Genomic DNA, 21,091 nt, shown 5'->3' with positions numbered 1-21,091 from the left:
CTTGCTATGTCATTGTTCACACCAACGTTTAATCATAAAGCCCTCATCCGGATAGCGGTTGTCATGGCGTTTATCCAGTTCACAAATGCACTGGAATATATGATGTTCAACCCTGTTTTTGCTTTTATGGCAGCAGACTTCGCCGTTCCCGTATCATTCTCAGGCTACGTATCCGGCATGTATACCTCCGGGGCGGTCCTGTCGGGAATTATCGCCTTTTACTGGATTGGTCGTTTTAATAAGAAACGTTTTTTAATCGCCAATATGGCACTACTCTGCCTACTGACACTTTTGACGACATTTACCTCCAGCTTTAGCCTTCTTCTTGCATTACGATTCTGCGCAGGACTGGTAGGAGGCACAACAATGGGGGTGGGTATCAGTATATTGATAAATCTCGCCCCGGCTAACTTGCGAGGAAAAATGTTGGCGACGGTCATTGCATCTTTTTCGATGGTAAGCATTGTCGGAACGCCCACGATACTATTTGTGTGTGCTCATTACGGCTGGCATGTCGCTTTGTGGTTAATCAGTACGCTGTGTTTGTTGGCATTGCCACTGATTGTTTCCATCATCCCTAAGGATCCAGTCTCTTTCGACACACCCCACGCAATGCCTATCGACGTTAATACTTTACTGTTCGCTTCCAGTAATGCGCTGGTACAGTTTAGCCCGATGCTGGTCATTCCTGTTCTGGTACCATTAATGACCCAGCAACTGGAGGCCTCTCAATACCTGCTGCCATGGCTATTTTTCGCCGGGGGCGTTGCAGGATACCTGTCAACAAAAATGACAGGCGCGTTAACTCCGCATTTTTCTGCTGTGAGTCTGGCTACAGGGTCAACTTTCGTTTTTTTACTCGCTTTGCTAATACCTGTTATGGGCTATTCGCATCCGGCGCTATTTATTATTTTATTTCTCGGTGCATCTTACAGTCGTCTGGTTTCCTCCTCGGCGGTTAGCATTCAGTTTCCTGATGACAGGCAGCGAGCGGGATTCTCTTCATTGCAGTCATCAATAATGTACCTGATCACAACGGTCGCATTTTTTCTGTCTGCTTTTCTATTACCTGGGCACGCCATAGCACCACAAAATATGAACACGTTGCTGGGGGTTTGTGCAATATCCGCATCAGGGTTCCCCATCGTCGTTATCATTCTGCAAAAGAAACTGGCTAAGCGTACGCTCCAACCGAATCATCTCATCAATGTTTAGCATAACGTCCGTTCCTGGCACAAAGCAGACAGGCGCTGGCCAGCGCCCGCAAAGAGCGAAAATCGGAAGTAGTCACTTTTGTGGTCTGCTCTCACGAAAGTGACTACAGGAACAGTTGCAATTCATATTAACCATTCAGTTGGCAGACAATTAGCTAGGATGTAACCTGTCTAACTCAGAGAAAAGGAAGAGCTATGAGCTAAGCTATGAAAAAATACAAAAGCACCGGAGTAACAGGAAGAGCAGGTGAGCTATATTTTGCTTATTGGATAGTTCGCTATTTTAATTGGCCTTGCCGATTGCTTGATATTGATGTTGGCATAGATGCTCAAGTTGAAATTTTTGAAGATGAAATATCAACTGGGGACTTTTTTGCGGTTCAAATTAAATCAACGGTTGGAAACACCCCTGATATACAGATCGATCTATCTGACTTTATGTACTGGCAACAGTTGGAAACTCAAGTTGTTTTGGTCTCCATCGTAATGGCGGATAGCCATAATGATCCTGAGATGTTCTGGAAGCCATTTTCAAAACAATGTCTGGATGAAATAGTTCAAGAAATAACCTCAAAAGGACACCAGTCCAAAAAAGTCACCTTCACAGATTCAGATAAATTATGTGTTGAATCCAAAAATTCCTGGAGGATGGCAATGCTTTCAGAATCCGACAAAGATCTGATAAGGCTCGCCAAATCATTATTAGATGATTTAGAACAACATGACTTAGATAATTTTGTAGAGGAAGACTATTACCTCCAAGATGAACACAAGGACTATATAACTTTTAATAGCGAAATTGACATATTCAACCATCATTTCATCGATTATGAAAAGCTGAAAGATGCTGTATCTCATGATAGAAGGCTGGTGCTAAGAGCTCCCCTTATAGAAGAAGCTATCGATTACTTTGAGAATAACGAGGCGATATTGCTTTATATGTTCAATCATGCTTTTAATTGGATTAAGGGCGACCGAACTCCAAATGAAATACTGCCCCAAACATTGAGTCGTGAAATTAGACGGCAGACAAAAGATTGGGTTTATCACATGACGGGTTATTAAAGGGCGCAGTTGCGCCCTAATTAATTAGGCCGCGTTCTGCATCATTATTTCAGCAATCTGATGTCGATATTCACTTATACCACTAAATATTTGACACATGTTTACCAAACATGTGACCAGCTCACCATAAATTAATATATCGCGAGGTAAGTAACGTCTGTTCCTGGCACAGGGCTGCTGTTGCAGCCCTGACAACCTTAGACTTCAATCGACTCAGAGATCTCTAACGCATCATCGACTTCAATGCCCAGATATCGCACTGTGCTTTCCAGTTTCTTATGACCTAACAGAAGTTGGATGACCCGGAGATTCTTGGTCTTCTTGTATATCAGGTAAGGTTTTGTTCTTCTCATGGAGTGTGTGCTGTACAGCGAATCTTCTAGACCAAGCTTTCCTACCCATCCATGAAAAATTCGGCTGTATTGTCGGGTTGATATGTGCCGGTTAGTTCCGATCCGAGACCGAAACAAGAAGTCTTTGCTGTGCAAATTGCCAAGCTTTATCAATTCAGTAACAGCTTCTTTTGTCCGTTTGGTTATCTCAAATTGGACAGGGCTACCGGTTTTTTGTTGCAACACCGTTGCTCTGCTTGAAACAGATCTACCATATGCAACATCAGATACTTTGAGTTTTACCAGATCACAGCCTCGTAGCTTACTGTCCAGGGCCATATTGAACAGAGCCAAATCACGCGCTTTACCTTCAAGTTCAAGCCTGATTCGTATCCCCCAGATATGAGATATCTGAAGTGGTTTTTTTTGTCCGATGATACGGTCTTTGTTCCACGGTGACGTGTTCATACTCAAATCTCCTGTAATGTGGGAGATTTGAGTATGGTTGTCCCTCATGAGCGAGGAGCTGAAGCTCTGGGCATAACTCAAGCAGCACAGCTTTTGACAATCCTTTAGAAGTTGTGATTAAGAGCTGGCGATGAGTTCGTTCTTCTTAGCGAAAAATATAATCACCGGGCTTTAACGATAGCCATGACGAAACCATCCCATCCTTTTTCACCAACAGTCTGTACTGCTGTAGCTTCAAGTCGCTCATCCTCAGAAATCATCTGAACAAATTCTCGCAGACCTTTAACGTTCGGATCATCACTGCTGGAGTCGATTACACCGCCACCGCGCACAGTGTTATCCCCCACGATAACAGTACCTTGTTGCGACAGTTTGATAGCCCATTCAAGATAGTGTGGGTTATTCACTTTATCAGCATCGATAAAAATCAGGTCAAAGGGGGCTTTAAGTGTTGGCAAGACATCAAGTGCTGCCCCAATACGCAACGTTACGCGCTCAGCCAGCCCCGCATTGTTTATATTCTGGCGAGCAACCTCTGCATGATGCTCGTTGAATTCAATTGTCGTTACGCTTCCATGTGGTGGGAGAGCCCTGGCCATCCATATGGTGCTATAACCCCCAAGCGTGCCTATTTCAAGAACACGGACAGCACGTGACATACGAATGAAAATGGCCAGCATTTTCCCCTGCAAAGCAGATACATCGTGTGTGGGCAATCCTTGATCTATGTTATTAGCGAGAGTGTATTTTAAATCTGAGTCTTCAGGGGCGAGCTTTTCAGAAAACCAGGCATCTACCTGTGCCCATTTATCAGAATCTCGCGAAGGATAATCAGGAATTCGCATATGAAATCTATTCTCCTTAAAAAACCATATGAAATTTTAGCAGATATTTGTTACATCGGTTGGTACGCCTACCTTTTCTGAAGGTTAAAATCAGTAACGTCCGCTTCTGGCACACAGCGGACAAATGCTCGGCGATTATGGTCTGCTATGAGCTGTGAGTTCAACGGGTCGATGCAACGCTATCCTTAATCAGGGGGGACGTTGCCATGAAACGAAGAACTCGGATTAACTACACGCCAGAGCAAAAGGCAATTATCTGGGACAGATATAAGCAAGGTGATTCCCTGCATGATATCGCCAGAATGTTCGACAGATATCATTCTTCTATTATGCCCACTATCCACCAGACTGGTGGCTACCGTCCTCCCGTGCGAAAGCGGCACCGATTATCGCTTTCGCTTGATGAAAGAGAGGAGATATCCAGAGGACTGGTAGCAAAGCTCAATATCAGGGACATCGCTGCCAAATTATCAAGAGCAACCTCAACGATTAGCCGGGAGATCAAGAGGCACGGTGGTGCAAAAAAATACCGTGCAGCAAAAGCCGATGCAACTCTATGAATCACCCGCAGAGCGGTTCAATCAATGTGTTGCATCCATCGGTTGAACGCACAGCGATAAGCGGACATTAACGATTCGTGGGCCATCATGTTGACTAAATCTGGTTAGCACTAATTCAATAATTTTGACATCAGCTCAAAAAACATTGGCAGGTCATGGCTGATCGAGAAGGACGCATTTATGGCTTTACGTGCGATTAAACCGTCAATAAAGGCAAAAAGTATAATCGTGATTTCCTCCAGGTTAATGTTCCGGCGAAACTCTCCCGCCGCAATACCTTCTGTGATAATCCCTGCAATACTTTTCCGCATGATGATATCACTGGATATATACGTTTTTCGCAATTCAGGGTTCCGTGCAGATTCCGCAATGATTTCAACCCACAGTTGATGCGTGACTGGGTAACCTACATCGCTTATGCATGAAGTAACCTGCGTACAAAGGCGGTCGAAATAAGTACTGCCAGATGGAGTGTTATGGGCTATCAACGCTGAATTCTGCTCCTCAAGAACGATTGCCTTGATGAGGTCATCTTTGCTCTTGAAATACGTGTACATTGCTCCCTGGCTGATCCCAGCCCGGATGGAAATTTCACGCACGCTTGTCGCACTAAAGCCTTTTTCTGCAAAGCAGGCTGCAGCAGCGGTAATCAGCTTATGGTAGGTTTCAGTTTTCTTTAACATGTCGACTATTACGTTTAATCTGGTGCCCAACTTTAACGCTCTTTTATAATAGGAGCCAGGGTAGAACGCTGTAGCCTGGCTCCCGCAATCCGATGTTACTTTATAAGCGGTAACGCACTGAGCATATTCTTGAGGTTCAGCATATCCCAGGGCAAATGTTCAGCGATTGTCAGGCCAACAGGTTGTGCTTTTGAGGTAGCCTGAGCTATCAGGTTGAGTACATTTTCAATAGTCAGTTTGCCTTCTGCCACGTTACCAAAGTCATGCTCTCCTCTGCCAGGCCTTGCGAAAAGAACAGAACGGAAAAGTGATGGATCGAGAACGTCCAGATCAATGTGTATCGCCAGATATTCAATATTTTCCTTTTCAATCCACTCAATAACGTCTTTCCCTTCGTCTTTGATTTGTTCAGGACCGATAGTCGCAATGTTATGATGAGCAAGATATTCCGCTTCATAAGTCAGTGGATCGTGGATACCGGCAATCATTATTTTTGAGGGAGTGAGTCTGGTGGCCACATGAGCAAGCAAGTCTTTATCACCTGTTCCAATCAGTGCTCCCAGAACATGAGCATGGGCGTTTGGATATTGTTTTGCAGTCTGTACGTCGGGATGGGAGTCAATCCAGAGCACACCGAGTTTATCACCGTATTTATTGAGCAGATGTGAAAAAGGTGCCAGTGATACCAGGCAATCGCCGCCAAATACGACAATTGAATCGGGATCATGTTTCTCAATCAGAGCGGCTGCATCCTTGAGTTGCCTGATAATTTGAGGTTTAGCGTTAATGCCGTCCACCTCAACCAATGGCTCCGTTGTGGGCTCATCGACCGGCACAGACTCAACAGGACCATCCGATTCGGGTGAAAGATACGAGAGAAGAAGCGAGCCAAGATGATAGGGGGGATTATTGCCACCTTGCCATTGAGGAAATAATAATCTGAGTGTTTTACTGGTCATAATTTGCCTGTCTTGTTTGAGCAATGGATTGATTTGTGTGAAATTACCACTATAAAAATGAATGATCGTTCATTCATTTTACGTAATCATTGCTTTTCCGCAAGCAGCGCGGCACGTTCAGCTAATGCCGCAAAGTGAGAGCCTTTTTACCGAACACAAAAATCATCAGGGGCAGGAGCTGTCGGGCAGCGTGCGCCTTACCCTTCCAACTTTGTTTGAAAATCAGGAAATTTTGCAGCGTTTACTCAAGCATTTGCGAGATTATCCGCACCTGAATATCGAATGGCTGCCGACCGGGACGCATCTCAATATTATCGATGAACAGATTGATATCGGGATCAGAATTGGTACCGTGCCGGATAACCGCTTTATTGTGAAATGCATTTGTCCGGTGGGCGTCAATATTGTGGCGTCACCTGATCTCATGGCCCGCACGGGTGTCCCGGAGTCTTTACGTGACCTGCAATTTAATTACCCGCTCAGCGCGCTGAATAACAGTAACTCCGGACGGGTCTGGCCCTGGCAATTTTCCGCCCCCATCAGCCTCTGCTACCCGCGCGCATACGGCTGGTCTTTGACTGGCTGACGCAGATCCTCAAAGAGCTGTTCAGCGAATAGCGGCGTTATTAAGGAAATAAAAAAGCGCCATGTTTGCACATGACGCTTGTGTGATTAAACGGCTGTGTTTACCGGCTGATGTTAGAAATCAACATTGACGCCCAGCTGGAAGCTGCGACCTGGCATCACGGCCAGTGCCTTGTTGTATTCATCCTGATTGGTGGTATCAGTCAGAGTACGGCTGCTCAGGTAATCCCAGTATTTGCGGTCGGTGATGTTGTAAACGCCACCGCTGAGTTTCACGTTCTTCGCGACTTTCCAGTACGCCGTTGCATCAACCATACCGTAGCCCGGTACGTTCATGTATTCGGTGGTGGAACCCGTGATTGGCGTACCGGCGTTGGTGTAGCTCTGACGGTTTGTCGCTTCGGCTTTTTTACCTTTGACGAAAGTTGCGGTCAGCGCAGTACCGTACACGCCGGATGGATCATCCCACGCCACGCCAGCGACAAATTTCATTGGCGGCACGCTGTCGAGATCCACATACTTGTCGCCATCGTAGCTGGATTTCGATTCACCTTTGGCATAACCCAGTGCGAAGGTGGTGCTCAGACCGTCAACGCTGCTGAACCAGGTACCGTAGTTAATTTTGGTGCTCAGATCGCCACCATAGATAAACGCTTCATCGCGGTTTTCGGCCTGATAAATCGTATAAATATTGGAGGGCACATTGGTGAACATGCCCGGGTTGGCCGCACGGCTGTAACGGGTGTTGGCAATAAAGTTCTTGTAGGTGTTGTAGAAAACGGAAGTCTTGAAGGTTACACCTTCAGTCGCTTCACCTTTCATACCCCATTCGAAGTTATTGCTGGTCTCGGTTTTCAAATCCGTGTTGCCGATCAGCGCGTATTGCTGAGAACCGGCATAAGAAGAACCGAGGTTCCAGGAACCGTAAAGCTGGCTGGCATCCGGGAATTGCGCACCACGACGATATTGCAGGTAAGTCATCAGCTTAGGCGTGATGTCATAGGTGAACGCCAGGGACGGCAGAACCTGCGTATCGGAATTGGCTTTGCCATACAGGGTAGAAACCTGGCCTTCAGAGACGGTGCTGTTGGACAAGTCAGACAGATCTTTCGCTTTGGTGTTCTGATACGCCACACGCACTGCAGGCACGATGGAGAAGTCATGGCCATCGAGGTCAAACTTCATGGTGTCCTGCAGGAAGCCGCCGAGAATATAAGAACGGCTGTTCGCTTCCGGCTGCATGATTGTGGTGTAAACACTTTGCTCCGGGCTTTCACGGAACGGACGTTCAGTGTTGGACATACGACCGTTGATACCGGCGCTCAGCTCATGACGACCCAGCGTTTTCAGCCAGCTGGTTTCCCCGCCGAAAGTGTTGACGTCATAGTTGGAATAGACGTTCATCATCTGCTTACTGGCGTTCGGCATGTAGGTATTGTCGTGCGCCTGCGTGTACTGGTAATACACTTTCGAAACAATAGCATCGACGTAATCGTTGAACGGCGTCCATTCGTCCTTCAGCGTCGCGCCCCAGCGGCGGGTGTTACTTTGCTGCTGTGCGGTGCCGAGAATAGCGCTGCCTGAGCTGTTCCACGCATCGTAATGGGTATGGTTTACTTTTTCGTAATAATCGAGCGTACCGGTGACTTTATGTTCGTCATTTGGCTGCCAGATAACGGATGTCATGACTGCGTCGGAGTGCCAGTTAGCCGGATACGCGTCGTGCGTTCCGCTGTTATTGCTGGTTTCCTGGCCGTCGCGGCGGCTGATGGCAATCAGACCACGCAGGGTTTCATCACCTGCGGCGGCGGTGATGCCGTTGTGCCAGGAGCGGTCGGAAGAATCATAATCAGACTGGTAACCGAAATAGGTTTCCTTGCCCGGACGCAGATAATCATCGGCAGATTTTGGCAGGAAGGAAACGGCACCGCCGATTGAGGTGTTGGCGCGATCAGCGGAGGTGGCACCGGATTCGATATCTACCTGGCCGTAAATGTAAGGATCGATGTAATCACGGCCAATACCGGACGTGCCAAGACCCGCGCGGCTTGCGTAGCTGCGGCCAGTGGCGCTTGGCTGTGGAATGCCGTCGACATCGATGCCGACGCGGTTGCTTTCCAGACCACGGATGTTATAGCCGGTATAACCGTTACGGTCGAAGCCGCTTTTGCCGTTGCCGGAACCGCCGCTGGAGCCGGTAGCGGTGATCAGGGGCTCATAACGCATGATGGTGCCGAAATCATTGCCGCCTTTTTGCTGCATTTCTGCTGCGGTGATGGTGGTTTTCGAGCCTGGTTTTTTATCCGGCATCGTTTCGGTAACCGTCATCACTTCTTCATTGGTCTGCGCCAGATCCTGCGCAGTACGTACCACCGGTTTTTTCCTGATGGCTTCAGAAGCTGGCGTTTTATTGGCTGCCAGATCGGTGGTGTCTTTAACCGCTTGTGCTGCATTTACGTTAAAGGTGGTGGTGAGAATCGTCCCCATGAAAATGACGTTTTTCACCAAACCCTGCTGTGTAAAGGATTTGAACATTTGTTTTTAGCCCTGCACTATTTTTAAAAGTTCTGCTCGCATTTACTGCCTTTCGACAAATCAGACGCGCTGGTCATCTGCTTTCAATTCTTCCGTAAAAAGCCCTTGTCCTTATAAAATATGGGTTTATTTGACGTCCTTACCCACTTTGGCTTGGTGCGAATGATAATGATACTGAGAATTGTTATCAACAAATTGATAAATAAAAATGGGCTTCTTAACGAAATCTTTGCAATGTGCGGCTCAGAATGAACTACCGCGAGATCAAAAGTGCGGGGGATGATGCCTGTGTCCTTACGTTTTTCAGGGTTGCGGAAAATATTCCTAAGATATATCTTTCGTTCAACCTTACTTAAAAAGAGAAAACGTGATGACTCAACATCGCAACGAAACCCCTGCCGTAAACCTGCCTGTCCGCGTCAAGAACGACCTGGTTTTCCGTCATATCACCGTCAAAAGCAGCGAAAACGTGGCTGGCTGTTTTCAGCGTATCGTGTTGAACGGCGACGATCTGAAAGGTTTTAACTCGCGTGGTTTTGATGACCACATCAAACTGTTTTTCCCGGCAAATCCCGGTGATGTGATCACGCCGCCGACCGCGACCGACGAAGGCATTGTCTGGGGCGAAGGGCCGCGTCCGCTTAACCGCGAATACACGCCGCTGCATTTCGATGCACAAGCCAACGAACTGACGCTGGATTTCTATCTTCACGATGGCGGTGTCGCCAGTGAATGGGCGGCTGGCGCTAAGCCGGGCGATAAACTGATCATCGGCGGACCGCGCGGTTCACTGATTATCCCGACCACTTACGCATGGCAGTTGTATGTCTGCGATGAAACCGGTCTTCCGGCGGTGAAGCGCCGTTTGCGCGAGCTGAAACAGCCCGCGTCTGCCGCGAAAGTGACCGTGCTGGTCAAAGTGAAAGATGTCAGTTGCGTTAGCTACTTAGACGATGAAAAAGAGTTCGACATCGAATGGGTTGTCAGTGAAGAACAAAACGGTTATCAGGAAGATGACGCGGCAGTTAAAAAACTGAAAAGCATTTCTTTGCCGGAAAGTGATTACTACATCTGGGCGACCGGCGAGGGGAAATTTGTTAAAGGGCTGAATGATTACTTCGTCGAAAATCGTGGACTGGACGCCAATCTGGTGCGTTGTGTCGCTTACTGGCACAACAAGTAACGATGATGAATAATAAACACCGTCGCGAAAGGATGTTTGAAACGGGTGATATCCGTCTGCTGATGCTGCATTTTTTACAGCAACGTTCCGCTCACGGTTATGAACTGATCAAAGCCATCGAAGAACTCTCCAAAGGCGAATACACGCCGAGCGCCAGTATCATTTATCCGAACCTGACCTTCCTGGAAGAACAGGGTCTGGTAACGGCGAAGCAGGAAGAGGGCGGTAAGAAACAATATTCGATTACGCCGGAAGGCACGCAGTCGCTGGCAGAGCAGGGTGATTTGCTCGGTTCAGTGACGGAAAAACTGCATTCACTGGCGATTTTATCGAATAACCGCAGTATTCCGGAAATGCAGCGGGCGATTAACAATATGCGCATGGCGCTCAATTTGCGGCTGGCGAAAGGTCCGATCGAACAGGAAACGCTGTATAAAATCACCGATGCGTTAGATCGCGCGACCAAAGAAATTGAGCGCAGCTAAACGGATTATCAAAAACTATAAAGCCTCCGACCGGAGGCTTTATACGTTCAGGAAATATCACGGAAAATCAGTTCTCTTCAGGCCATGGGGTCAATATTTCATAGCCATCTTTTGTCACCGCAATCATATGTTCCCATTGTGCGGACAACGAATGATCTTTAGTCACCACCGTCCAGCCGTCGGGCAGCACTTTATTCTGCTTTTTACCGGCGTTCAGCATCGGTTCGATGGTGAATAACATGCCTTCCTGCAACACCAGTCCGCGGCCTTTTTCACCGTAATGCAGCACCTGCGGATCTTCGTGATAACCCATGCCGATGCCGTGTCCGCAGTATTCTTCCACGATGGAAAACCCTTCGCGTTTCGCTACCGAGGCAATGGCATGACCCACATCACCGAGGGTTGCGCCGGGACGCACCACTTCGATACCGGCCATCATTGCTTCAAAGGTGGTATCCACCAGACGGCGAGCCATAATGCTCGGCTCACCGGCGTAATACATGCGGCTGGTGTCGCCGTACCAGCCATCTTTAATCAGCGCCACGTCGATGTTCACGATATCGCCTTTCTTCAGCGCTTTATCGGAAGGAATACCGTGGCAAATCACATGGTTGACGGATGTGCAGGTGGTTTTCTGATAGCCGTGATAACCGATATTTGCCGGGATCGCCTGTAATTCGTTGACGATAAAATCGTGGCAAATGCGGTCCAGTTCATTGGTCGTGACACCCGGCACCACATAAGGCGTGATCATATGCAGCACCCGCGCTGCCAGTTTACCGGCGATACGCGCTTTATCGATGCCTTCCGGCGTTTTGACCATACGGTTATTGTTGACGAAATATCGGCTGTCTAAACCATTATTCATTGCTTGCCTTCCTGTGTGTGCCGCCGACATTTAACAGCGTGCGGATACTTCCGATGTTTTCTTCAGATTCCATGCTGCAACGCACCAGCAATTGCGAAATCTCGCTGTGCGTCATGTCCGGATGAGTTTCCATCAGCATACCGATTTTCATCCAGTGCTCGGCCTGCGCGTTGATGGAACGCGTATACGCCAGACTGGCGATGCGCAGATTCTCATGCATCAGTTCGGAGATTTTAATGATACCCATCGGGCGCCCTCGGTAGTATACGAATCATATATGTTTTATATACTACGCAGGTCGCTGTCAATTTTCCAATAAAAAAGCCTCCGCTGAACAGACGGAGGCGTTTTCGCTGCATAGCCGGGTTTAGCGGCGTTTACTGGGCAGAGGTGTTTTTTTTCATGGCATCTTTCGACATGTTGTCTTTGGACATTGAGTCTTTAGACATGCTGTCTTTCTTCATATGATCTTTCGACATGCAGTCTTTGCCCATGCTGTCTTTAGCCATGGAATCTTTACTCATGCTGTCTTTTTTCATGCAGTCTTTCGACATGTGGCCCATGGTATCTTTCTTCGCCATCGCGTCAGCGGCATAAGTGGTACTTACCGCGCCCATCATCAGACAAGCAGACATCATCAACACGGTTAACTTTTTCATGGTAAATCCTTCTTTTAGGTTTTGAGATACAAAGGTTGTTGTGGACAGTGTTGATCCTTGAGGATCGTGTTCAGCTTCCGCCGAACCAGTTGTAGCCCTGATCTTCCCAGTAGCCACCGGTGTACTTATTGGTTATTTCAATCACTTCGATATGTTTTGGATTCTTATAGCCGAGTTTGGTCGGCATTCTGAGCTTCATCGGGAAGCCGTATTTTCGCGGTAAAATCTGGCCGTCATAAGTCAGCGCCAGCAGGGTTTGCGGATGCAGTGCCGTCGCCATATCAATGCTGGTGTAATACTGATCTGCGCATTTAAAACTGACGTATTCCGCCGTGAGATCGGCCCCGATCAGACGCAGAAAATCACCGAACGGCACGCCGCCCCATTTGCCAATCGCGCTCCAGCCTTCGACACAAATGTGACGAGTCACCTGGCTGACCTGCGCCATTTTGTACAGCGTTGGCAATGACCATTCGCGTTTATCCAGCGCCAGACCGGCGATTTTCAGGCGATAAGCGTTACCGTCTACTTCCGGTGCGTCGTCTTCGGCGTAAAAAGCGTTAAACGGAAACGGACGTGTGATCATCGATTCGGCGAACACCGGCGCCAGGCGCGTCGAGCCAAACAGCCAGCCTTGTACGCGGTCGTTGAATCCAGAAATCTTACCGAGCGCGTTTTCTACGCTGGCGTTATCGCTGATGTCGCAACCGGTCAGCATCGCGACGCCGCCGAGGGTCAGCCCGCGTTGCAGGAACAGACGGCGTGAGGGCGCATCCAGTTCGCGGATAATCTGTTTTTTCGCTTCCTGTAAAATGGCTTCGCTGTCGGAAGGGCTGAAAATTTGGCTGATCGTTTTTTTAACGAGGTTTTTCATCATGTCTTCCTTAACGTCCGCGGATCATGGCAATCAGGGTTTTCGGCACCAGCGCCACCATCACGATATGCAGCACCACAAATCCCACCAGTGAAGCCATCGCCAGAAAATGCACATAACGCGCTGTATCAAAGCCGCCCATCAGTTCGCGCAGCAGCGGAAATTGCACGGATTTCCACACCACCAGCCCGGAAAGCACCAGCACGATGCCGTCAAACATCACGAACACATACGCGGCACGTTGCACCATGTTGTAGTGGCGTAAATCGTCGTGTTTCAGCTTGCCGCGCAGGGCGGACAGTAAATCGTTAATGATGCCGCGCGGCGTCAGCGGCCAAAATTTTCGTTTCATGCGGCCGGAAAAAATATTCATCAGCAGATAAAACAGGCCGTTGAAACCAAACAGCCACATCCCGGCAAAGTGCCACTGAATACCGCCACCGAGCCAGCCACCAAGTGTGACCGTTGGCGGGAAATCAAAATTAAACAGCGGTGAGGCGTTATAAATCTGCCAGCCGCTGGTGACCATAATCAGCACCGCCAGCGCGTTCAGCCAGTGCGTCAGACGCAGCCATAACGGATGCACGATGGCGGGTTTTTGTTTTGCCTGTCCGGGTAAATCCGTGTGTATTGTCATGATGAAGTCCGGCTGTCCGTCCTGTGATGAAGCGAGTATTGAGCGGATTTGTTCCCCGATACCTCACGCAAAGTTAAATAAAATGTGATAACTCGCGGGCGGTTGCTTGTGTAGACTCAAACCATTGGGGAACACCACGTTTTGGGATGACATATGGATAAGACGAAGAAGATCCTGATCGTTGAAGATGACGGGGATATCGCAGAACTGCTCAGCCTGCATCTGCGCGATGAGGGCTATGAAATAACCCACGCCGCAGACGGTAATCTGGGCGTGGCGCATCTGGAAAAGGGCGGCTGGGACGCGCTGATCCTCGATCTGATGCTGCCGGGTGTAGACGGTCTGGAAATCTGCCGCCGTGCGCGCAACATGACGCGTTATACGCCGATCATTATTATCAGCGCACGTTCCAGCGAAGTGCATCGGGTGCTCGGGCTGGAACTGGGCGCGGATGATTATCTGGCAAAACCTTTCTCCATGCTGGAACTGGTGGCGCGGGTCAAGGCGCTGTTCCGGCGGCAGGAAGCGATGAGCCGCAATATGAAAATGGATGCCGGTACCCTGAGTTTTTCCGGGCTGGTCATCGACCCGATTGCTCGCGAAGTGATGCTCAGTCAGCAGCCCGTTGAACTGACGCCGCGAGAGTTTGATTTGCTGTATTTCTTTGCCAAAAATCCCGGCAAAGTGTTCTCGCGCCTCAGCCTGCTCAATCAGGTCTGGGGATACGAACACGAAGGGTATGAACATACGGTGAACACCCATATCAACCGTCTGCGCATCAAGATAGAAGCTAATCCGGCCGAGCCGGAACGTATTCTGACCGTGTGGGGAAAAGGCTACAAATTCGTGTCTTCCGCTGAAGACGCGCAAGGGTAAATCATGAAAAATCTCACGCTGGCGCAAAGACTGACTCTGGTATTTACGGTGTTACTGATCGCCTGCTGCGCGCTTTCCGGCTATATGCAGGTGCGCTCCAGCAACCAGTACAGCCAGTCGGTGATCCAGCGGCTGTCGGCCAATCTGGCGACGCAGATAGCGGCGAATAATCCGCTGCTCAGCGAGGGTGACTGGGATCCGAAAGTGGTCCATACGCTGTTCGATCAGCTGATGGCGGTGAATCCCAGCGTTGAGGTTTATCTGCTGGATAAAGACGGCAATATTGTCGGCAATGCGGCGCCGGTAGGCAGGCTGCAACAGAAACGTATCGATCTGGCACCGGTGAACGCGTTGCTGCATGGTGCGAAAATGCCGGTGTATGGCGATAATCCGCGCGACCCGCAAACTCCGCAGGTCTTCAGCGTCGCGCCGTTGCGGGTCAACGGAGAAACTCAGGGTTACGTGTACATCGTTCTGCTCGGCGATGCTTACACCGCGCTGACCAGTGACGCGCAATATCAGTCGGCGATATCTCTGGCGCTGCGCTCGATGGGGCTGGTGGCGCTGTTTGGTTTGCTGGCCGGTGCGCTGGCGTTCCGCTGGGTGACGCGTCCGGTGCGAAAACTCACGGCGCAAATTGCCGAACTTGATACCGGCGGCATGGACGCCATTCAGGCGCTGGCGAAAACGGAGACACCGGCCGGTGCCGCCCGCGATGAAGTCACGCAACTGCAACAGGCATTTGTCGCGCTGGCAAAACGTATCGATCAGCAATGGCAAAGCCTGATGGTGCAGGATCAGCAACGGCGTGAATTTATCGCCAATATTTCCCACGATCTGCGTACGCCGCTGACGTCGTTGCACGGTTATCTGGAAACGCTGTCGGTGAAATCAGACCATCTGAGCAATGAAGATCGCCAGCGTTATCTGAATATCGCTCTGACGCAGAGTAAAAAAGTTGGCCGTCTGGCGCAGGAATTATTTGAACTGGCGCGGCTGGAATACGGCGTGGTGAAACCGCAGAAAGAGCCGTTCTCGCTGAGTGAGCTGGTGCAGGATGTATTCCAGAAATTCGAGCTGGCAACGGAAACGCGCGGGCAAAAATTACTGGCGGATATCACACCGGGTATTCCGCTGGTGAACGCCGATCTCGGTATGATTGAACGGGTGCTGACCAACCTGCTGGATAACGCCATCCGCTTCACGCCGGAAGGCGGGACGATCGAAATTAAACTGTGGCCGCACGAAGGGCAGGTGATGGTGCAACTGAAAGACAGGGGGCCGGGGATTGCGTCGGAACTGAAGGACAACCTGTTCGTGCGTCCGTCGATACTCAGTACCAACAAACACCGTGCAGGCGGGCTGGGTCTGATGATTGTCCGCCGCATTCTGCAACTGCACGGCAGCGATATCCAGCTGATTGAACAGCCGAAACACGGCGCTTGTTTTCAATTTTCAGTGCCGGTCTGAATCCTGATTATGTTTTTGTAACAGCATGAAAGAGTGAACTATAATCTTTCACTCTTCATGCTGACTGGACGACCAGAGACTCAGCCATACTAAGCAGGGACGACCTTGCGCGTTTTCAGGAACTATCATGGCCTGGTTCTATCTGTTTCTTGCCGGTATTTTCGAAGTGGTCTGGTCGACCGCAATGAAAGAATCCCACGGTTTTACCCGCCTTATTCCCAGTATTCTCACGGTTTTCTTCATGATCCTCAGCGTCATTTTGCTGGCGATTTCGATGAAAACGCTGCCGCTCGGCACGTCTTACACCGTCTGGGTCGGTATCGGCGCTATCGGTGCTTTTATTCTCGGCGTGGTGATGTTCGGCGAAAGCCTCAACCCGCTGCGGGTGATCGCCGTGCTGCTGATTTTCTCCGGCGTGGTTCTGCTAAAAGTGGCGACGAAAGATTAAAGGCGGAAACGCTGATATGACAAAGCCGCTCTGTACAAGGAGCGGCTTTTTGTTGGCTATATGAACAATTTGGAGATCTTAAATTTAAATACAGGAACAGGGAGTTTTGGTGCCGAGGGTATTATGTAGATACGGTGGGTAAAAATACATCGAAGATCCAGGAATACATAAAGCACCAACTGGAGAAGGATAAACAGGGGAACAGTTATCAATCCCGTATCCAGGGAGCCCGTTTACGGGCAGTAAGTAACGAATTTGGATGCAAATGTCAGATTGCTATGCGCCTGTTAGGGCGCGGCTGGTAACAGAGCCTTACCGGCGCATATGAAAAACCTCCGGCTATGCCAGAGGATATTTATTTATCTGATAACTTCAGCACATCATTTGTACAATACTGCTGTACAGGGGATACGATTCTGACCACCGGCTTCAATGATTATATAAGAGGTTGCACCGGCGGCAGCCGCTTTGGCTGCGAAGGTGGACTCCAGTCCATCGAGAGTATTGTCAGAAGCCGTCACAGTGCCGATTTCAGCAGCGAAAGTACCGAAGGAAACAGTGGCGAGTGCAGCAGCGATAACGAAAGTTTTAATAGATTTCATGACGTAATTCCTTCTCAATATTTGTTTGGGAAGGCTGTGTGCTTTCGATGAGAAGAAGAATAACGCCGGGAGTTCGGAATGGATAGCGGAGGGAATTGCTGATCTTCATCAAGTGAATTGAATTAAAAATTCTATCAATGAACATCCATCGACGAAAGACATTTATCTAATAAACTCTGTTACTGAATAATGGTTGTATTACGGATAATATTTTTACGATAGTACAACTCGGTTAGATTATGGTTTTATCTTTGTAATGCTAAGTGCGATTAATATTGTGTGGAAAATCGTGAAGATCTATTCTAGTCTAAAATGATTGTAAGAGGTATAATGAATTAATATATGTTACATGCAAATAACAAAAGGGTGTTTAAATGGAAATTATTCTTAGTGTATGGAATTATGTCTTGGAACACATTGATCAACTAGGTAAAGTGACTGCTGGTGTCACCGTCGTGGCAATGGCATTTATAACGGGAATTAAGAAGTTCTATCTTCACTACAAGGCTAAGTCTTCCAAGAAAACAACTAAACTCATAAAATATCTGAAAAATTACAGCAGCTATATGGATGCAGAGGATAAAGCGCTTACCAAGACTTATATTAATGATGAAATAATGCGCGATATATCTAGATTGCCATCACCAAATAATAGAAAGGATTTGATTTATATTTTTAATCGCATAGAAAAAAGACAGTACATTAATGCAATTTATAAATTGCAAAATAATATAGAAAAGGTCAATGGCCATTATAAAGTGATAATTAGCGGGGTGAGTTTTTTGCCAATTTTTTATAAGCTATTAGGTGTATTTTCAGGTTTGCTATTTTTGCTTTTTATTATGCTTGGGGCTTTATCTATTTTTGAAGAGAAAAATGTTCTAATAATGTTTGCATTTCTTATTGTTGCGATTGTTTACGAGTTTTTAGGTTTGTATTTTTTTAGCTTTTTTCCATCAAGGAAGTCTATTAATAAAATTAACATTGAATTGTCTAAGTTCGAAGCACTCTGACCTAATCTTGAGATATCGTTTGTATGAGCATAACTCTTAGTAATGTCACTTAAATCACACATTAATCGAGTAAATAGACACTAATGACTCATATATCACTCATTAAAAATTCCTGTGCAATTGCCAAGGTCGTGATTAGGCGACCTCAGCAATCACATAACCTCAATTAGAACCTTTCCCCTTCCAGCGTCGAATCACACAACGCGAAAATCTTACCCCAGCCTTCGCCGGAGGCCAGCAGTTGCTGAATGTGCAGCGCGACATCGCTGCGGCGCACGCGGCCATGGGCTTCGGTTTGGATCAGATGCGCTTTGCCTGTCGCTTCGCCATTCATCAGGCCGCCGGGGCGTAAAATGCACCAGTCCAGCGTGCTGGTTTGCAGCCAGCTTTCCGCCAGTGATTTTTCGCGTACGGCCTGTCCGAACGCCTGTTTTGCGCGGGCAGACAGCGTCGGCCAGCTGTCACCGCAGCCAATGGAAGTGACCAGCAACATCTGGCGGATACCGGTTTGCTCCGCAATATCAATGATCAACCGGTTGGCGGTGTAATCGGCGAGTTTACCGCCCAGCGTTGACACGATTTGTGCCCCGCTGCCTGCCATTTGGCAGGCCTGTAAAACGTCGGCGGGATTAAGCGCATCGCCCTCAATGACGGTTACACCACGTGCGCGTAAGGCCTGCGCCTGTTCGGCGTTGCGGATAAGCGCGACCACCGGACGTTCCTGCGCCGTGAGCGCCACCAGTTCAGCGCCGACGCCGCTGCCTGCGCCAAAAATCAGCAAAGTGTTCAAGATTATTTCTCTCTCTCAGCCAGAGTGGCGGGAAGGGCCCGAAATGCATTCAGCTGATCGGTCAGTAATTCACGATGGCTGTCGCGCCCCACGAAAACCTTGAGCATGGCATAACCGGAAGCGTTTAAAAACCAGACACTTGCTGTGCTCATTCCCATAAACGGACGTTCAACCAGTGCAATGTGCTGACAGTGCGTCGCGCGGATATGCCCGCTCATGCCCCGTTTACCGCGCAGGTTAAAGTAACCGTGACGATGCGTGCCGGAGGGCAATTCGCCATGGAATTCGAGGATCAGATCGTCATTATTGACCAGCGTCGTCACTTCACCCCATCCGGTGATGTTGTCCCATACGGCATCGAAATGGGTTCCGGCAAACAGATAACTTCCCGGCAGGTTCTGAATCACTTCCAGCGGCGTGATGTGGTATTCGCGGGCGATATCTTCGACGGTGCCGTCTGGCTGCGTGGCGAGAAAGTCGATCAGGGACTGAAGTTTATCCGTTGGCATGAGTGGTATTCCGTAAAGTCAGTTGTGGGATCAATGTCTGTAAGGCCTGCAACATATTGCTGGCCCAGAAACGCCCGGCAGGCGTGAGATTAAAACGCGGGCCTTCGTTGAGCATCAGGCCGCATTGTTGCCATTGCTGCAACAGGGGTTCGAGCGGGAAAGGGTTTTCGATGATACGGCTAAGATCATAACGGCCTGCTTCGATGCCGCCCTGTAAATCCAGCCGCCAGCGGTGCTCACCGGTCGTCGCTGCGGTCATCATCATGATCGGTTTCTGTCCGGCATCCATCTGCTGGTAATACATCTCCAGGCTGCGCGCCGTCATGTAGGATTGCCCGCCGAGATTGCCGCCTGCGCCGCTGCCAAAAGCCAGACAGTCGGCACCTTTTTTGATCAGCAAATTGTACAGATTGCGTTCCCGCGTGGTGCGCGCCCAGTGACTGTTACTTATCTGATGCCAGCCATCGCGCGCCAGAAAAGCTTCGCCTTCAAGGTAAAAATCACGACGCTGAGTGACATCCGGCAGCGACACGCGTTTATTTTCCACCGCTTTGCCCAGCGGTGTGGAAGGCAGCAGATTCAGGGCGTAAAGATCGACGCCATCAAGCGGTAAATCACGGACGATTTGCAAATCTTTCCGCCAGCTTTCCGGCGTCTGTTCCGGTAATCCGAACATCAGGTCGCAGACCACCGCAGCGCGGTCACGCTCACCGAGTTTACGCAAAAAATCTATCGCTTCTTCACGGCTGGCGCGGCGTCCCATGCGCTGGCGGACACGGGTATCAAACGTCTGGATACCAATCGAAAAACGGTTTGCGCCCGCCTCCAGACAGGCGTCGATGCGCTCGTCATCGAAATTAAGGATCCGTCCCTCGACGGTGATTTCGCAATCCGGTGCCAGCGGCAAACAGCGACGCAGCGTGCTGATGATCCGGTGCAGCTGTTTTGCGCTGAGTGCCGTCGGTGTGCCGCCACCAAAATAGACAGCGTGGACAGGCGCGGACTGATGCAGCGGCGAAGCGGCTTCCTGTTCGATCTCCTGGATCAGGTAATCGCAGTACTGTTCTGTGGCTTCCGCTTCCAGTTTGTTCTGGTAGAACCCGCAAAATTTACAGTGCGTCGCACAAAAGGGGATATGCAGATAGACCAGACGCTTATTGGCCGGAAGCTGGCGCTGACAAAGCGCCTGCCACTGAGCGGGGATCTCCTGCGGCGGAACCGGCTGCTGTGGCCGCCAGGGCATCACTGCCCAGCGGTCAGGGAACGGCAGTCCGTCTGCGGCAGCGTAAAAACGCGTGAGGTCTAAGCTCATTGAGTTTGTCTTCTCCTGAAGAAATCATCATTCATTTGCTGGCATTAAACGATAATGATTATCATTCGATCAAACTTAAAACGCGTTTGTGATGATCTGTATCAAGTTTAGAAAAGTGA

The 21,091-nt window shown here is 49.1% G+C and carries 23 protein-coding genes and 2 pseudogenes; 11 read left to right on the top strand and 14 right to left on the bottom strand.

The window, feature by feature from the left end:
- The first annotated feature begins 6 nt into the window (after window positions 1-6).
- Both ACJY2G_RS04080 and ACJY2G_RS04075 read left to right on the top strand, forming a co-directional pair.
- The gene (locus ACJY2G_RS04080) at window positions 7-1,215 is read left to right on the top strand and encodes an MFS transporter (protein ID WP_439291332.1); all 1,209 of its coding nucleotides are present in this window, start codon (window positions 7-9) and stop codon (window positions 1,213-1,215) included.
- A gap of 206 nt (window positions 1,216-1,421) precedes the next feature.
- The gene (locus tag ACJY2G_RS04075; RefSeq protein ID WP_197832525.1) at window positions 1,422-2,279 is read left to right on the top strand and encodes a DUF4365 domain-containing protein; all 858 of its coding nucleotides are present in this window, start codon (window positions 1,422-1,424) and stop codon (window positions 2,277-2,279) included.
- Window positions 2,280-2,476: 197 nt separating this feature from the next.
- On the opposite strand, the gene ACJY2G_RS04070 is transcribed toward ACJY2G_RS04075, so the two are convergent.
- On the bottom strand, window positions 2,477-3,079 hold the full coding sequence (locus ACJY2G_RS04070; protein WP_439291331.1) for a tyrosine-type recombinase/integrase: 603 nt from the start codon (window positions 3,077-3,079) through the stop codon (window positions 2,477-2,479).
- Window positions 3,080-3,240: 161 nt separating this feature from the next.
- The gene (locus ACJY2G_RS04065; RefSeq protein ID WP_439291330.1) at window positions 3,241-3,924 is read right to left on the bottom strand and encodes an O-methyltransferase; all 684 of its coding nucleotides are present in this window, start codon (window positions 3,922-3,924) and stop codon (window positions 3,241-3,243) included.
- A gap of 206 nt (window positions 3,925-4,130) precedes the next feature.
- Here ACJY2G_RS04065 and ACJY2G_RS04060 point away from each other — a divergent pair.
- Window positions 4,131-4,478: pseudogene (locus ACJY2G_RS04060) on the top strand (helix-turn-helix domain-containing protein); the annotation flags it as partial.
- 116 nt (window positions 4,479-4,594) lie between these two features.
- Here the strand turns inward: ACJY2G_RS04060 and ACJY2G_RS04055 are convergent.
- The gene (locus ACJY2G_RS04055) at window positions 4,595-5,167 is read right to left on the bottom strand and encodes a TetR/AcrR family transcriptional regulator (protein ID WP_439291329.1); all 573 of its coding nucleotides are present in this window, start codon (window positions 5,165-5,167) and stop codon (window positions 4,595-4,597) included.
- Window positions 5,168-5,262: 95 nt separating this feature from the next.
- A complete protein-coding gene (locus ACJY2G_RS04050) occupies window positions 5,263-6,126 on the bottom strand; it encodes an arginase family protein (protein WP_439291327.1) in 864 nt (287 codons plus the stop codon).
- Window positions 6,127-6,316: 190 nt separating this feature from the next.
- On the opposite strand from ACJY2G_RS04050, the gene ACJY2G_RS04045 reads away from it, so the two are divergent.
- Window positions 6,317-6,712 (top strand): LysR substrate-binding domain-containing protein, encoded by a 396-nt coding sequence (locus ACJY2G_RS04045; protein ID WP_439291326.1) that lies wholly within the window; start codon window positions 6,317-6,319, stop codon window positions 6,710-6,712.
- Between the two features lie 113 nt (window positions 6,713-6,825).
- On the opposite strand, the gene ACJY2G_RS04040 is transcribed toward ACJY2G_RS04045, so the two are convergent.
- A complete protein-coding gene (locus ACJY2G_RS04040) occupies window positions 6,826-9,246 on the bottom strand; it encodes a TonB-dependent receptor domain-containing protein (RefSeq protein WP_430319497.1) in 2,421 nt (806 codons plus the stop codon).
- Window positions 9,247-9,616: 370 nt separating this feature from the next.
- Between ACJY2G_RS04040 and ACJY2G_RS04035 the strand changes: the two genes are divergently transcribed.
- Window positions 9,617-10,429, top strand: a complete 813-nt coding sequence (locus ACJY2G_RS04035) for a siderophore-interacting protein (protein WP_120162958.1) — start codon at window positions 9,617-9,619, stop codon at window positions 10,427-10,429.
- 2 nt (window positions 10,430-10,431) lie between these two features.
- On the top strand, window positions 10,432-10,914 hold the full coding sequence (locus tag ACJY2G_RS04030) for a PadR family transcriptional regulator (protein WP_439291324.1): 483 nt from the start codon (window positions 10,432-10,434) through the stop codon (window positions 10,912-10,914).
- Window positions 10,915-10,981: 67 nt separating this feature from the next.
- Here ACJY2G_RS04030 and map read toward each other — a convergent pair whose 3' ends face one another.
- The 5 genes from map to ACJY2G_RS04005 form a co-directional block, all read right to left on the bottom strand.
- Complete coding sequence (gene map / locus ACJY2G_RS04025) at window positions 10,982-11,737, bottom strand: type I methionyl aminopeptidase (RefSeq protein ID WP_425272832.1); 756 nt, start codon at window positions 11,735-11,737, stop codon at window positions 10,982-10,984.
- A 37-nt stretch (window positions 11,738-11,774) separates the two neighbouring features.
- Window positions 11,775-12,029, bottom strand: a complete 255-nt coding sequence (locus ACJY2G_RS04020) for a ParD-like family protein (RefSeq protein ID WP_430319499.1) — start codon at window positions 12,027-12,029, stop codon at window positions 11,775-11,777.
- A gap of 130 nt (window positions 12,030-12,159) precedes the next feature.
- Window positions 12,160-12,441: a pentapeptide MXKDX repeat protein gene (locus ACJY2G_RS04015; protein WP_430319500.1), complete on the bottom strand. Its 282-nt coding sequence runs from the start codon at window positions 12,439-12,441 to the stop codon at window positions 12,160-12,162.
- 70 nt (window positions 12,442-12,511) lie between these two features.
- Window positions 12,512-13,315, bottom strand: coding sequence for a molybdopterin-dependent oxidoreductase (locus tag ACJY2G_RS04010; protein WP_430319501.1), 804 nt, complete (start codon window positions 13,313-13,315; stop codon window positions 12,512-12,514).
- 10 nt (window positions 13,316-13,325) lie between these two features.
- Window positions 13,326-13,952 carry a cytochrome b/b6 domain-containing protein gene (locus ACJY2G_RS04005; protein ID WP_430319502.1) on the bottom strand — a complete coding sequence of 209 codons (627 nt, stop codon included), beginning with the start codon at window positions 13,950-13,952 and terminating at the stop codon, window positions 13,326-13,328.
- Between the two features lie 153 nt (window positions 13,953-14,105).
- On the opposite strand from ACJY2G_RS04005, the gene ACJY2G_RS04000 reads away from it, so the two are divergent.
- From ACJY2G_RS04000 to ACJY2G_RS03985, 4 genes and pseudogenes are all read left to right on the top strand, one after another.
- Window positions 14,106-14,828 carry a response regulator transcription factor gene (locus ACJY2G_RS04000; RefSeq protein WP_120162963.1) on the top strand — a complete coding sequence of 241 codons (723 nt, stop codon included), beginning with the start codon at window positions 14,106-14,108 and terminating at the stop codon, window positions 14,826-14,828.
- 3 nt (window positions 14,829-14,831) lie between these two features.
- Complete coding sequence (locus ACJY2G_RS03995) at window positions 14,832-16,298, top strand: HAMP domain-containing sensor histidine kinase (RefSeq protein ID WP_439291321.1); 1,467 nt, start codon at window positions 14,832-14,834, stop codon at window positions 16,296-16,298.
- A 127-nt stretch (window positions 16,299-16,425) separates the two neighbouring features.
- Window positions 16,426-16,746: a DMT family transporter gene (locus ACJY2G_RS03990; RefSeq protein ID WP_120162965.1), complete on the top strand. Its 321-nt coding sequence runs from the start codon at window positions 16,426-16,428 to the stop codon at window positions 16,744-16,746.
- Window positions 16,747-16,799: 53 nt separating this feature from the next.
- A pseudogene (locus ACJY2G_RS03985) lies at window positions 16,800-16,996 on the top strand (transposase); the annotation flags it as partial.
- Window positions 16,997-17,126: 130 nt separating this feature from the next.
- On the opposite strand, the gene ACJY2G_RS03980 reads toward ACJY2G_RS03985, so the two are convergent.
- Window positions 17,127-17,348: a YdgH/BhsA/McbA-like domain containing protein gene (locus tag ACJY2G_RS03980; protein ID WP_430319504.1), complete on the bottom strand. Its 222-nt coding sequence runs from the start codon at window positions 17,346-17,348 to the stop codon at window positions 17,127-17,129.
- A gap of 374 nt (window positions 17,349-17,722) precedes the next feature.
- On the opposite strand from ACJY2G_RS03980, the gene ACJY2G_RS03975 reads away from it, so the two are divergent.
- Window positions 17,723-18,361 carry a hypothetical protein gene (locus tag ACJY2G_RS03975; protein WP_430319505.1) on the top strand — a complete coding sequence of 213 codons (639 nt, stop codon included), beginning with the start codon at window positions 17,723-17,725 and terminating at the stop codon, window positions 18,359-18,361.
- A gap of 166 nt (window positions 18,362-18,527) precedes the next feature.
- Here ACJY2G_RS03975 and ACJY2G_RS03970 read toward each other — a convergent pair whose 3' ends face one another.
- From ACJY2G_RS03970 to hutW, 3 genes are read right to left on the bottom strand one after another with little or no spacing between them, the layout of a single operon-like run.
- Window positions 18,528-19,151 (bottom strand): NAD(P)-binding oxidoreductase, encoded by a 624-nt coding sequence (locus tag ACJY2G_RS03970; protein ID WP_430319506.1) that lies wholly within the window; start codon window positions 19,149-19,151, stop codon window positions 18,528-18,530.
- Window positions 19,152-19,153: 2 nt separating this feature from the next.
- Window positions 19,154-19,660 (bottom strand): heme utilization cystosolic carrier protein HutX, encoded by a 507-nt coding sequence (gene hutX, locus ACJY2G_RS03965; RefSeq protein WP_439291320.1) that lies wholly within the window; start codon window positions 19,658-19,660, stop codon window positions 19,154-19,156.
- Window positions 19,647-20,972: a heme anaerobic degradation radical SAM methyltransferase ChuW/HutW gene (gene hutW / locus ACJY2G_RS03960; protein ID WP_430319508.1), complete on the bottom strand. Its 1,326-nt coding sequence runs from the start codon at window positions 20,970-20,972 to the stop codon at window positions 19,647-19,649. Before hutW ends, hutX begins: the two co-directional genes overlap by 14 nt.
- Window positions 20,973-21,091 lie beyond the last annotated feature (119 nt).

Origin of the sequence: Rahnella sp. ATs2 (assembly GCF_051851855.1) — a bacterium.
GTDB classification, from domain to species: Bacteria; Pseudomonadota; Gammaproteobacteria; order Enterobacterales; family Enterobacteriaceae; genus Rahnella; species Rahnella variigena.
This window is presented reverse-complemented; position numbering and strand designations above follow the sequence as displayed.

Excerpts from the sequence above, each read along its gene's own strand:
- ACJY2G_RS04020 (WP_430319499.1), bottom strand. The coding sequence starts at position 12,029 with ATGGGTATCATTAAAATCTCCGAACTGATGCATGAGAATCTGCGCATC.
- ACJY2G_RS04070 (WP_439291331.1), bottom strand. The coding sequence starts at position 3,079 with ATGAACACGTCACCGTGGAACAAAGACCGTATCATCGGACAAAAAAAA.
- ACJY2G_RS04075 (WP_197832525.1), top strand. The coding sequence starts at position 1,422 with ATGAAAAAATACAAAAGCACCGGAGTAACAGGAAGAGCAGGTGAGCTA.
- ACJY2G_RS03990 (WP_120162965.1), top strand. The coding sequence starts at position 16,426 with ATGGCCTGGTTCTATCTGTTTCTTGCCGGTATTTTCGAAGTGGTCTGG.
- ACJY2G_RS04040 (WP_430319497.1), bottom strand. The coding sequence starts at position 9,246 with ATGTTCAAATCCTTTACACAGCAGGGTTTGGTGAAAAACGTCATTTTC.
- ACJY2G_RS03980 (WP_430319504.1), bottom strand. The coding sequence starts at position 17,348 with ATGAAATCTATTAAAACTTTCGTTATCGCTGCTGCACTCGCCACTGTT.
- ACJY2G_RS04050 (WP_439291327.1), bottom strand. The coding sequence starts at position 6,126 with ATGACCAGTAAAACACTCAGATTATTATTTCCTCAATGGCAAGGTGGC.
- ACJY2G_RS04080 (WP_439291332.1), top strand. The coding sequence starts at position 7 with ATGTCATTGTTCACACCAACGTTTAATCATAAAGCCCTCATCCGGATA.
- ACJY2G_RS04030 (WP_439291324.1), top strand. The coding sequence starts at position 10,432 with ATGATGAATAATAAACACCGTCGCGAAAGGATGTTTGAAACGGGTGAT.
- ACJY2G_RS04010 (WP_430319501.1), bottom strand. The coding sequence starts at position 13,315 with ATGAAAAACCTCGTTAAAAAAACGATCAGCCAAATTTTCAGCCCTTCC.
- ACJY2G_RS04005 (WP_430319502.1), bottom strand. The coding sequence starts at position 13,952 with ATGACAATACACACGGATTTACCCGGACAGGCAAAACAAAAACCCGCC.
- hutX (WP_439291320.1), bottom strand. The coding sequence starts at position 19,660 with ATGCCAACGGATAAACTTCAGTCCCTGATCGACTTTCTCGCCACGCAG.
- ACJY2G_RS03995 (WP_439291321.1), top strand. The coding sequence starts at position 14,832 with ATGAAAAATCTCACGCTGGCGCAAAGACTGACTCTGGTATTTACGGTG.
- ACJY2G_RS04000 (WP_120162963.1), top strand. The coding sequence starts at position 14,106 with ATGGATAAGACGAAGAAGATCCTGATCGTTGAAGATGACGGGGATATC.
- ACJY2G_RS03975 (WP_430319505.1), top strand. The coding sequence starts at position 17,723 with ATGGAAATTATTCTTAGTGTATGGAATTATGTCTTGGAACACATTGAT.
- ACJY2G_RS04065 (WP_439291330.1), bottom strand. The coding sequence starts at position 3,924 with ATGCGAATTCCTGATTATCCTTCGCGAGATTCTGATAAATGGGCACAG.
- ACJY2G_RS04015 (WP_430319500.1), bottom strand. The coding sequence starts at position 12,441 with ATGAAAAAGTTAACCGTGTTGATGATGTCTGCTTGTCTGATGATGGGC.
- map (WP_425272832.1), bottom strand. The coding sequence starts at position 11,737 with ATGGTCAAAACGCCGGAAGGCATCGATAAAGCGCGTATCGCCGGTAAA.
- ACJY2G_RS04035 (WP_120162958.1), top strand. The coding sequence starts at position 9,617 with ATGACTCAACATCGCAACGAAACCCCTGCCGTAAACCTGCCTGTCCGC.
- ACJY2G_RS04055 (WP_439291329.1), bottom strand. The coding sequence starts at position 5,167 with ATGTTAAAGAAAACTGAAACCTACCATAAGCTGATTACCGCTGCTGCA.
- hutW (WP_430319508.1), bottom strand. The coding sequence starts at position 20,972 with ATGAGCTTAGACCTCACGCGTTTTTACGCTGCCGCAGACGGACTGCCG.